Source organism: Glaciecola sp. HTCC2999, assembly GCF_000155775.1.
GTDB lineage: Bacteria > Pseudomonadota > Gammaproteobacteria > Enterobacterales > Alteromonadaceae > Opacimonas.
Genome location: NZ_DS989812.1, coordinates 1 through 12319 on the forward strand (window position 1 = coordinate 1; position 12319 = coordinate 12319).

11 protein-coding genes and 1 other RNA gene are annotated in these 12319 nt (G+C 39.7%); 11 read left to right on the forward strand and 1 reads right to left on the reverse strand.

Annotated elements, in window-relative coordinates; translation table 11 throughout:
• Positions 1-33 precede the first annotated feature (33 nt).
• From ffs to G2999_RS06505, 11 genes are all read left to right on the forward strand, one after another.
• Positions 34-130: signal recognition particle sRNA small type (ffs, locus tag G2999_RS12825), an RNA gene on the forward strand.
• Between the two features lie 383 nt (positions 131-513).
• Entirely contained in the window at positions 514-3132 is a 2619-nt protein-coding gene (locus G2999_RS06460) for a TonB-dependent siderophore receptor (protein WP_010179932.1), read from the forward strand.
• A 93-nt stretch (positions 3133-3225) separates the two neighbouring features.
• Positions 3226-3768, forward strand: coding sequence for a class I SAM-dependent methyltransferase (locus G2999_RS12645; protein ID WP_010179934.1), 543 nt, complete (start codon positions 3226-3228; stop codon positions 3766-3768).
• A complete protein-coding gene (locus G2999_RS06470; RefSeq protein ID WP_010179936.1) occupies positions 3765-4109 on the forward strand; it encodes a hypothetical protein in 345 nt (114 codons plus the stop codon). Before G2999_RS12645 ends, G2999_RS06470 begins: the two co-directional genes overlap by 4 nt.
• Before the next feature lie 19 nt (positions 4110-4128).
• The gene (locus G2999_RS06475) at positions 4129-6081 is read left to right on the forward strand and encodes a S9 family peptidase (protein WP_010179938.1); all 1953 of its coding nucleotides are present in this window, start codon (positions 4129-4131) and stop codon (positions 6079-6081) included.
• A 237-nt stretch (positions 6082-6318) separates the two neighbouring features.
• Complete coding sequence (locus G2999_RS06480; RefSeq protein ID WP_010179941.1) at positions 6319-7089, forward strand: DUF3450 domain-containing protein; 771 nt, start codon at positions 6319-6321, stop codon at positions 7087-7089.
• Between the two features lie 5 nt (positions 7090-7094).
• Entirely contained in the window at positions 7095-8453 is a 1359-nt protein-coding gene (locus G2999_RS06485; protein ID WP_010179943.1) for a MotA/TolQ/ExbB proton channel family protein, read from the forward strand.
• A complete protein-coding gene (locus tag G2999_RS06490) occupies positions 8454-8978 on the forward strand; it encodes a MotA/TolQ/ExbB proton channel family protein (protein WP_010179945.1) in 525 nt (174 codons plus the stop codon).
• Positions 8979-8990: 12 nt separating this feature from the next.
• The gene (locus G2999_RS06495; RefSeq protein WP_010179947.1) at positions 8991-9389 is read left to right on the forward strand and encodes a biopolymer transporter ExbD; all 399 of its coding nucleotides are present in this window, start codon (positions 8991-8993) and stop codon (positions 9387-9389) included.
• 3 nt (positions 9390-9392) lie between these two features.
• Entirely contained in the window at positions 9393-10007 is a 615-nt protein-coding gene (locus tag G2999_RS06500) for an energy transducer TonB (RefSeq protein WP_010179949.1), read from the forward strand.
• Positions 10007-11311, forward strand: coding sequence for a lipopolysaccharide assembly protein LapB (locus tag G2999_RS06505; protein WP_010179951.1), 1305 nt, complete (start codon positions 10007-10009; stop codon positions 11309-11311). The genes G2999_RS06500 and G2999_RS06505 overlap by 1 nt, the downstream gene beginning before the upstream one ends.
• A gap of 153 nt (positions 11312-11464) precedes the next feature.
• Here the strand turns inward: G2999_RS06505 and G2999_RS06510 are convergent, their stop codons facing one another.
• Positions 11465-12121 (reverse strand): GNAT family N-acetyltransferase, encoded by a 657-nt coding sequence (locus tag G2999_RS06510; protein ID WP_010179953.1) that lies wholly within the window; start codon positions 12119-12121, stop codon positions 11465-11467.
• Positions 12122-12319 lie beyond the last annotated feature (198 nt).

Here is a 12319-nt window from a genome sequence, read left to right on the forward strand (position 1 = left end):
CGCTAGGCATAATGCGCGTCTTCAATGGTAAGTCTCTGGTCCTCTCGCAATGCTATTTTGTGAACTCGGTCAGGCCCGGAAGGGAGCAGCCGTAGCAAAAGACTCATGTGCGCGGATGTGGCTGGAGATTTACCACCCAATATCCTCTGTGAATGCAGTAAATTACACCGTATTTTTACAAATCCTACCAGTTTAAAGTAAATTGTCGAATGTCATATGTTTTTTTCTAAGTTATTTAAAAATACAGACATATTAAAATAAAAACGTGTTAAGTAATTGTAAATGAAAAAGTTTTTTAATTTTTCGATGTCTGAAAAATAATATTAATTTACGGAACTTTTTAAGAAATCTACAAACATATGGTTGACCAAACCGATAAAATATGACTATTATGTCGGCGAATTAGTAGTCTAAGGCCTAGATATTGAAGGCTTTAGCATGATTTATATAATAAAGTCGTTCAGCGACATACATTCACTATCAAAAAATGTAGTGCTCTAGGGAGACATATAAATGTTTACAAACACGAAACTAGCTAAGTCTATTCAGTTAGCGATTGCGTTTGGTGCCGTATCAGGCCTAAGCCTATCTACTGCTGCAGTAGCTCAAGAAACTGAAGAAGCAGAAGCGGAAGCAGTTGAGAAAATCCAGGTAACTGGTTCACGTATCAAGCGTGCAGATATGGAAGGTGCTTTACCTGTAACTGTTATCGATCGTGCAGCGATTGAATTTTCAGGTCAAACTTCTGTAGCCGATTTATTACGTAACACATCTTTTAACTCTTCTGGTTCTTTCCGTCCACAGTCTGGTTCATCTGCACAAGGTGTTTCTCAAATCAGTTTACGTGGTTTAGGTGCAAGCCGTTCATTAGTTCTTGTTGATGGTCGTCGTTTAGCACGTTCACCTTCTACTGGTTCTTCACAAGATTTGAATAACATCCCAGCAGCAGCTGTCGAACGTGTCGAAATCCTGACTGATGGAGCATCAGCAGTATATGGTTCTGATGCTATCGGTGGTGTAATTAACATCATCACTCGTAAAGATTTCAACGGTGTCGAAATGAAACTTGGTGCTGGTCAAATTGAGCACGAAAACGGCGACCGTGAAGAAGGCTCAATCATCTTCGGAGCTTCTTCTGGTGAAGGTCAAATTCTTGGTGGAGTATCATGGAACAAGCGAGATATAATTTTTGCACGTGATTTCCCATGGTATGACTCTGGTAATGCAGTATCAGTTAACTCAAATAACTTTGAAAACATCCCGTTGACTACCCGAACAGCGGTTCCTGGTGGTTGTAATGAAAACTCTGCTTACTCATTAACAGATTTTGGTGCAGCACTTCCAAACACTGCTGGAGAACAGAAACTATGTTTGTATGAATTCGGTCAAGTATCAGCGGATGAAGCATCTACAGGTAATGTTGCGTTATTCTTAAACGCGCGTTATGAAATTAATGATGACTGGTCAGTATTTTCTAACATGAATGTTAGTAAAACTAATTCATTTGGTCGTTATGCGCCCTCTCTTGCACGTATTCGAGTCTCAGCAGATAGCCCTAACAATCCAACTAACCCAACATTATCGGATGGTTCTGTTAATCCACTATATGATTCAGCATTTGGTGCTGCCATTGGTGGTGATAATCAAGATGTTAACGTACGTCACCGCTTTGCTGCATTAGGAACTCGCGATGGTGATGTAGAAAACACGACTTCTGATTTATTAGTGGGCTTTGAAGGTGATATCGATGGTATACTAGTTGATTTCGGTGTGCGACGTAATTTATCTAAAACTTTCGATATCGGCAGAAACTATGTCGTTACTCCTATTGCTACAGAATATTTTAACAGTGGAAGGTACGATATCAGAAATCCACTAGAAAATAGTGCAGATACATTGAATTCAATGAAAGCAACTATTTCACGCGTTGGTGAGTACAATACTGATGAAGTTTTTGGTTCAGTTCAATTTGATTTATTTGAAATGGATGGAGGGACTGCTGTCGCTATTGTAGGTGGTGAGTGGCGTGATATCTTTTATCGTGATCAATATGATTCATTATCTGAAGGTGGTGCAATAGGTGGTTCTGCAGGTAATTCTGCAGGTGGTGGCCGTCAAGCATCTGCGGCATATGTAGAAGCAGTATTCCCATATTCTGACGAATTAGAAATCACAACTGCACTACGTCGTGACAAATATTCAGATTATGGTTCAGACGTATCGCCAAAAGTATCTGTTCGTTATAACCCAACTGATGAATTAGTCATTCGTGGTTCATATGGTGAAGGTTTCCGCGCACCGACAATTGATATATTAACTCAACAGCCATCTTTCTCTGCTGATTCAGTTAGTGATGTTGATACATGTCGTTCGATCGGACAAGATGATGACTGTAGCACGCAAATTGATGCGACTGTTATTGCTAATCCAGGTCTTGAGTCAGAGTCATCTTCACAATACGCTATTGGTGTTGCTTATGAAGCTGCAGATTGGATTGATTTCTCAATTGATTACTTTAATATTGAAATTGAAAACCGTATCCGAGGTTTTTCTTCACAGTTTATTATCGACAGTGTGCGTGCAGGTGATTCAATTCCTTCAGATTTCTCTGTTGTACGTAATGCGGCGACAAATGCTGTTGAATCTGTAACCCGAGGCTTTGGTAATGATGGGACATTGGAAACTGATGGTCTTGATTTCAACATCAATACACGTTTCGATTTCAATGAAATCGGTTCATTAAACCAAAACTTAACCTTTACATACACTAATAATCTTTCTACTGACGGTGGCAGAAACTTCGTCGATGACGCTGGTACGCCAGAGTATCGTGGTGTTTTCTCTAACGTATATTCAATAGGTGATTTCGATATTGTTTGGAACATGAACGTCATCGCAAGTACTTCTGAAGATACAGTAGATGGTGAACAAATCGGACATATACCAAGCTGGATTACTAACGACTTACAAGTTAACTACAACGCACCTTGGGGTGGTAAGGTATCTGTAGGTTCGCAAAATATTGGCGGTAAGCAACCACCATTATTCGCATTCGGCGGCCGTGATTATAACTTCAATTTGTATGACGGTTATGGTCGTTATGTTTACGCTCGTTATACTCAATCTTTCTAAGATTAGTTAACTAATTCAAAAAGCGAGCTTAGGCTCGCTTTTTTTATGCTAAAATTTTAGTCATTTAAATATTATCGTGATGAAGAAGGTGTTATGTCACAACAACCTTGGCAGTCTTATTGGCAATCGCACACTACTGCGAATTCCTTTTTGCATGAATATGAGTCAGGTGAAGGTCCTTACGGGATTATCGCTGATTATTGGGCACACATATTCTCCCAGTTTGATACAAATGATCATGTCATTGATTTAGGTGCTGGTAATGGAGCCTTAAGTCACTTATATCTTTGCCAATTCGTACAACCAACTATTGCTTCATGGCAAAATATAGATTTTGCCCATATTCAGTGTCAGACCGCTCATGCTTGTGTTGAACATATTCAAGCAGATATGCATGCATTACCCTTATCCGCTAATAGTGTTCATCAAGCAGTCAGTATGTATGGGCTTGAATATAGTGACCTTCACCAATCAATGAGTGAAATTTCCAGAGTACTTGTCCCAAATGGCCATCTCCATTGTCTATTACACCACCCTGATAGTATTATCTCACTGCAATCTCAGATCACTATCAATGTGAGTGAAAGATTACTCCAGGTCGATTTTTTGTCAGATCTCAGTCATTGTCATCAATGAATTATGAACAAATAAAACAGCATTGCTTGAAAGGCTTAAATGCCCAATTACATAGTGTGGATAGAAAAGCTCAGGAAGATGTGAAATTGATTGGACAAAATGTGTTTAACATTTTACAGTTTAATACGTCAGTAGTCGTTATATGTGAGTGTTTACACAAGTTAGCTGATGCGATAGCTGCACAATCACAGCGTTTAATGCAACAACTTGATGCTGCAGCACAAGCAAAATCATTTTTTGCTACTAATAGCCACAAAGCACAATTTGTAAACGAACACTCACTTGAGCTTTTAACGTATAACGAGCGCCCAATTGCGTATGCATTTTCGGGCATAAAATAAACTAATAAAAGGATTCGATATGCGAATTTGGTCAATCATTGTCGTTTTGATGTTATCGATAGGTATTGTACAAGCACAAACAGCAGTAACAGAACCATCAAGTATACCAATGGAAGCATTTTTCAAAGATGCTAAATTTTCAAATATGTCTATCTCTCCTGATGGTAAACATCTAGCGGTACGATACGATACAGGGACATCAAATAGCGTTGCGATTATGGATACAGGATTAACTCAAGTAAAAGCGAATATAAACTTTGGTGAGTTTATGCGGATTGGGAGTGTTATGTGGCCACGTAATGACCGCATTATTTTATCTTATCAGAAATTTGTAGGTTATCTTGATACTCGTGGTAGTGCATCCATTTATGTTGCGTTTGATCTAGATGGTAGCAATGGCCGCCAGTTAACCGTACCGCAACGTGTTCAATATAGTATCCTGAATATGTTGCCTAGTAAGCCTGATAAAATATTGGTGCAACGCCGCCATTACGCTGATGGTGGTCAAGCAAAGTTATTTGAAATTGATATTGAAAGCGGCAAAGAAAAATGGATTGGTGGTGAACCTCGAGGTGCGCAATCAATCATTACAGATGTTGATGGTAATCCGCGTTTTGCTTTTTCATATGAAGAAGACGATGATGATGAATTTGGTAAAGGCGATACTGTATTTTATTTAAAGAAATCCAATAATGCTGATTGGCAGAAAGTGAAGTTACCCATTTATAAAAAAGGCGGTAATATAAACTTATTAGGCTTTAATGCTGCAGGTACATTAGCGTATGTGGCCTCTGATTATGAAACAACAGTGCCGAGTATTTATTCTGTAGATATGCAAACGCTAGCAACAAAGCTAGTACATGAAGAAACGGTAGCTGAAATCTCTGGTACTGGAACAATGTATAATGGTGCATTAGAAGCGGTTTCATTTTCTCCTGATTATAATCGCTTAGTATTCCTATCTGATGATAGTGAAATGAAAAAGATTATGATGCAACTATATGCCACATTTGGTGTCGATGATGAGAAGACTGATGTACGCATCTCTTCATTTACTGAAGATGGCAATCAATTGGTCTTCACATTATCTTCTGACCGTGATCCAGGCGCATTTTATTTATTCAATCGTGGTTTAGATGGTTCAAAACCCAGCATTTCTTTATTGGATGTTGCTAAATCAGAAATTGATCCAGCGATGATGGCTGAGATGGTGCCCTTTAAATTTGATGCGCGTGATGGGTTAACATTGAATGGATATTACGTATTGCCGACGACAGGTGAAGCGCCTTGGCCGATGGTACAAATCATTCATGGCGGACCTCATGGACCACGTGATTATTGGGGCTGGAATCGTGAAGCACAATTCTTAGCAAGCCGAGGTTATGCCGTCGTTTCAGTCAACTTCCGTGGTTCAGGTGGTTATGGCACTGAATTTATGGAAGCGGGCTACAATGAATGGGGCGGCAAGATGATCAATGACATGACTGATGCAACAATGTGGATGATCAACAAGGGGTTCGCTAATAAAGATAAAATGTGTGTATATGGCGGTTCTTATGGTGGTTATGGGACGTTACAAAGTCTTGTACGTGAGCCGGACTTGTATAAGTGCGGGATAGGCTATGTGGGCGTATATTCGTTACTTGAGTTTAAAAAATCAGGTGATGTACCATCTCGAGCGTCTGGCCGTAAATATTTAGATCGTGTCGTAGGGACAGATAATGAACGTTTACGTGAATTTTCCCCAGCATTAAATGTCGATAAAATTAAAGCAGATTTATTTATTGCACACGGTCGAGAAGATGTACGTGTGCCAATGGAACAATATGATGTGTTATCTGAAAACTTAAAACGCATCGGTAAACCTTATATTTCAATGGTACGTGATGAAGGTCATGGTTATCAGCAAGATAAGAATAAATATGATTTTTATAATCAGATGGAATCATTCTTAGCGAAGCATTTGAAATAAAATTACAGAATATGACGGATTTGTTACAGAAAGTATGTGTGTCAACATATTTATTTAACTTGTTAATGATATGTGAGCTTGATTAACACCGTCTATTATGTGATCATTTAATCGTTATGGGCATGGATTGTGCCCATTATTCATTCTACTTATATAACGTTTTTTACATACTTACGTGTATTTGTTACGTAAGTGAAACATAAAATAACACTAAATTGGTTGGGAATTATGTCCAAAATGAGCAAGAGAACTCTTATTGCGACAACTGTTATCGGTGCATTCGCATTAGCAAACAGTTCGGTCGTTTCAGCAGATCCGTTGAATGCTCTTCATAAAGAAGAAGCTAAAATTCACGTTGCTGCAAAAAAATCTCAAGAAAAAATTAACTCTTTATTCGAGCAATCACAGGAATTGTTGGTTGAATATCGTGCAGTAGTTGATGAAACTGAAAACTTAAAGGTCTATAACGATTATGTTGCTAGTCTTGTTGCTGATCAGCAACGCAACATTGATTCGTTACAACGCCAAATTGATTCAATTGAAGAAACTAAGCAAAACATTGTTCCGCTAATGTTCCGCATGATTGATTCTTTAGAGCAGTTCGTTAAACTTGATGTGCCAATCAATTTAGAAGAGCGTTTAGCACGTGTTGAACGTCTTCGTACAATCATGACTAACTCAAACGTAACTGTTTCTGAGCAGTTCCGTCAGGTCATCGAAGCATACCAAATTGAAAACGAATACGGTGCACGTATCCAAGCTTACCAAGGTGAGATTGACGATAATGGTACTACGGTTACTGTTGATTTCTTTAACTTAGGTCGTACTGCATTATTAGCTTTATCACTTGACCAAAAGAATGCATGGGTATGGGATAATGAAGCTCGTTCATGGGAAAAATTAGGTGATGAATACCTAGGTTCAGTTGTTACTGCCGTTCGTATGGCTCGTAACTTAGTACCTGCAGACCTAATCAAACTTCCAATCAAAGCAGCATCGGCGGAGTAACCATAATGAAAACAATAGTTAAAACGCTACTGACTGCAGCATCAATTGCTGTACTATCATGTTCAGTTCAAGCGCAAGAAGCTCAATCACTTGAACAATTACTTGAACAAGTTAAGAAAAATCGTGTCTCTGAAGCTCGCCAAAATGTTGCGCGTGAAAAAGAGTTCCAATCAGCACGTGCTGATAAGCAAGCATTATTAAATCGTGCTCAGCGCGAATTAAAAGCAGAACAAGACCGTGGCGATCGTTTAGCGAAGCAATTTGCTGATAACGAAGTGACATTATCTGAAAAAGCAATCGAATTAGATCAAGCAACAGGTACGCTAGGTGAAATGTTCGGTGTGGTACGTCAGGCATCTTCTGAAGCATATGGTCGTATCTCTACTTCAATCGTAAGTGCTGAATTCCCAGGCCGTGACGTGTTCTTAGCACGTATGTCTGAAGAGTCTAAAGGCTTACCAAACATCAAAGAATTAGAAGACTTATGGTTTGCATTACAAACTGAGATGACTGAATCTGGTCGTATTTCTAAGTTCACTACTAACGTTATCAGCCTTGATGGCGGTTCTGCTGTACAAGAAGTTGTGCGTGTTGGTACATTCAACTTAATCGGCGAACAGGGTTATTTAGTATATGATGATGCCAATGATCAAGTAGTGCCTTTAGGTCGTCAACCAGATAGCCATATGGTATCTTCAGCTGATGATTTACGTGCAGCAAACTCAGGCTTTGTGCCAGTGTATGTTGATCCTTCACGTGGTTCAATCTTAGGTCTATTAAAGCAAAAAGCAACGTTGATGGAACGTTATCACGCAGGTGGTATCGTGGGTTACATCATCACAGTGATGCTAGCTATCGGTCTATTAATTGGTGTATATAAGTTAGTTGCATTATCGCTAGTGTCTAGCAAAATCAGTGCACAGCTTAAAAATGCTGCTAACCCTTCTGATGCTAACCCATTAGGCCGTATCTTAAAGGTTTATCATGACAACAAATCAGCTGATACTGAAAATCTAGAGCTTAAGCTTGATGAAGCAATTCTTCGTGAATTACCTTCAATTGACTCTGGTATCAATATCATCAAGATTTTTGCAGCGATTGCGCCGTTATTAGGTCTACTAGGTACAGTACTTGGTATGATTGCAACGTTCCAGCAAATCACATTATTCGGTACTGGTGACCCACGTATCATGGCAGGTTCTATCTCAATGGCACTTGTTACGACTGCTCAGGGTATCATCGCAGCCTTACCATTAATCTTAACGCATAGCATTGTAGCTGGACGTAGTAAGTCAATTGTTCACATCTTAGATGAACAAACGGCAGGCATCGTTGCAACTCATGCAGAGTCGGAGAAAGCGTAGATGATTTACCTGATTGGATTATGGGAATCTGTCAGGGACTTTATCGCTACCGGCGGTGACGTATTGTATTTCGTCGCTGCCGCGCTCTTCCTTATGTGGGTATTAATGGTTGAGCGTTATTGGTATTTGACATCAGTATTTCCAAAAGTAAAGAGTGATATTATCGCTCGCTGGGATGCTCGAGCAGATACTACTTCATGGTATGCGCATAGAATCCGTGATACATGGATTTCAGAAGCGTCAGACGCGCTTAACGCACGTATGTTGATTATTAGAACGTTAGTGGCCATGTGTCCATTGATTGGTCTTCTAGGTACAGTAACAGGAATGATTACTGTATTTGAAACAATGGCCACTCAAGGTACAGGGAACGCACGTTTGATGGCGGCAGGTATTTCAATGGCAACTATCCCTACTATGGCAGGAATGGTTGCGGCATTATCAGGTTTATTTGTGAGTTCACGCTTAGAAGCAAAAGCGAAGATGGCTCGTGAAAAACTGGTAGATAGCCTGCCTCATCACTAGAGAGAGATTATTATGGCTCGAAAAGTCAGAGTAGAAGAAGAAGATGCAGCGATCGATATGACGCCGATGTTGGACATCGTATTTATCATGCTGATATTTTTTATCGTCACGACAGTTTTCGTAAAAGAAGCCGGTATTGAGGTAAATAAGCCAGAAGCATCTGAAGCTTTTATGCCAAAAAATGCCAACATCTTTATTGCGGTGACTGAAGATGGCGATGTCTGGTTAGATAAGCGCCAAGTGGCGGCTGATTCAGTGCGTGCAAATGTTGAACGTTTGTTAACTGAACAGCCAACCGATTACGTCATTATTCAAGCGGATGTGAAAGCAAAGCATGGATTAGTCGTAGAGATCATGGACCAAGTTAAAGATGCGGGAATCGATAAGATTTCAATCGCAACAAGGGGTTAATCAATGGGACGTTTTATAGTTTCTATTTTAATTGGCGCCGGTGTAGCTTTTACGTTGTTCGTGGTTATGGCGAAATTAATTGAAAACACTAACCGCCCAGCGGAAGAAGTGCCAGACACACCTGTAATTGATATCGTAATGAGTCAGCCGGATGACGAGACGCAGACGCGTAATCGTGTACCGCCTCCTCCACCTCCTCCGCCTCAACAGCCGCCTAAAATGCAGCCAACTGAGCCGGATGATGTTGACCCAGATGCAGATGCGTTTAGTCTAAATGTCCCTGGTATTGATACTGGTGGTGTAGGCATTAACTTGGGTGGTGTTGGTGCCATGCGTCGTGACGGTGATGCTACACCTATCGTTCGTATTGAACCAAAGTATCCAGTACAAGCTGCTCGTGATGGTAAAGAAGGTTGGGTTCGCTTAACATTTACGATTAACGAAGTAGGTGGTGTTGAAGATGTAAGTGTCACCGAAGCTGATCCAAAACGTGTTTTTGACCGTGAAGCTAAGCGTGCTTTACGTAAGTGGAAATACAAGCCTAAAATTGTTGATGGGAAACCTCAAAAACAATTTAATATGAAGGTTCAGTTGGACTTTAAATTGGATAAATCATAATGAAGAATTTAATTAAAGTAGCGATTACAGCAGCCACGATGTCAGCGACATTTGCATTTGCAAATGTGGCCCAAGCTCAAGATAATGCAGCCGCAAAACAACCTGCACCAAAGCCTGTTTTACCGGTAATGTGTCCAGGTTATGAGCGTGGCAAAACGCAAATCGTAGGCGAGCGTGTTGGTAAAAAAGTACAACGTGCATTTGAAGCATACAATGAAGATTTAATTGCCGATGCAATACAAATACTCATTGATATTGAAACTTCAGATACCTTTGACCAAGCATATGTTAACCGTTTTGTAGGTAACTTATTGGCTGCAGAGAAAGGCCGTGCGAAAGAAGCTACTGAGCGCTTAACGGCGTCAGTATCAGAGAAAGTACTGAACGACCGTGAACATGCTGATACTTTGCGTCTTTTAGGTGATTTAAACCTTCAAGAGAAACAGTATGCTGATGCGGTTAAATGGTACGAAGCGTGGATGGATTTTACATGTAAAGAAGATCCAGCTATTTACACACGTATGGCTCAAGCGTTTTATGAGTTAAAGCAATTAGATAAAATCATTGCTCCTGCTGATAGTGCGATTGCTTTGTATACCAAAGAAGGCAAGCCTAACAAAAACCCTTATGTATTAAAGTTAACGTCTTACTATGAGCGTAAAGACTATCCAAACACGGTAAAAGTGGCAGAAGAACTTGTTCGTCAGTTCTCTGATACACCGCGTTGGTGGACTCAACTTGGTTTCTTCTACATGTTAGTGGAAGATTATAAGAAAGCGTTATCGACATTTGAGATGGCATATAATCAAGGATATTTATCAAAAGCTTCTGAATTTAAAGCGTTTGCACAGCTTTATTCAACGAATGATATTCCTTACAAAGCCACTCAAATCCTAGAGAAATACATTGGTAATGGTACGATTGAGAAAAATGAAGCGAACTATTCGTTACTAGCGAATGCGCATCACTCAGCTAAAAACCACAAAAATGCGGCGAAGTTTTATGAAATTGCAGCACGTTTTGAAAACAATGCTGATTTATATCGTAAGCAAGGGTTATTATTGATGTCAGCTGAAGATTATAAAGGCGCTGTAGTTGCGTTCGAAAAATCTTTAGAGTTTGGTATTGAAGATCCAGGTCGTGTACATTTCTCATTAATGGAAGCTAACTTCTATCAAAACAAATTCCGTACTGCATATAAGTATGTATTGGAAGCGAAGAAGTCTAAGCAAATGAAGCGTAATGCAGAAGCATGGGCGCCTTACATTAAAGAAAAAGCTAAGAACCGTGGTATCAATATTTAATTGATAATATCTGTTCACAGTATAAAAAAGCGACTTTTTAGTCGCTTTTTTCTTATCTGTACTTACTCTAGTAGTATTCTTCTATCAAATAACTCTGCTGTTAAATCGCTCTGCTATTAAATTGTTTAGCTATTAAATGACTTTGTTGTCGAATTACTCTGCTTTTAAATTACTCGTTCTAGATAAAAGCCCTCTGACAGCTTCTTTTATCTTTGATATGTATTCATTCTTACCTGATAAGTTATATTCTTTAATAAGTGCTTCTATGACGACTCCAACATGATACCGTTGCCATAGAATATTTGATTGAGTGATATGTGAGCCTACTTGGTCTATGTGGATAAATTTATATATATACATATCCACATAATCGAGACTGCGTTTGTTGTGAATAAATTGATGAAGCATATTGATGGTATGTGTTAATACCTGCTCATAATGTAGTTCTTGCGTAGATGGATGTCCATATTCATAAATATTTCCATGACCATCTGTATGTCCACTCTCATGTTCATTTCCACTGTCATCTTCAGTACTTATTTTTCCATTAGAGACCAATGCATTCCATGCTTGTAAAAGCGAGTAATTGCACTGTATGTGCTGCCATAGGTCCTTCATTGCATTGTGCTGCACGGAGCGAGCGACAATAGCAGTCACACGCCCCGATACAGCATTAACTTGTACCCCTTGTTTAATGGGCGTGAATTGGTTTTTTTGCCAAAATCGAAGGAGTACTGGACTTGCACCAAAGGCGCTTGTAATGAGATCAATGTGTTGTGTTTTGGCCTCGGCATAGATGGCATTCAACATTTGACTCCCATAGGCCAGATTCTGATTTCGTGGCAGTACCGCTATCCGGTTGATGCGCCAGATAGATTTTTTCAATAATTCAGGGCGCCATATGTGTATGCGAGTTGTTGGACAGATAGATGGCCAGTGACCCGTCTAGTCCCACACGCATATCATTGCAGAGCTGAACATTAGTAAAACCCCTTCTACATGATCATA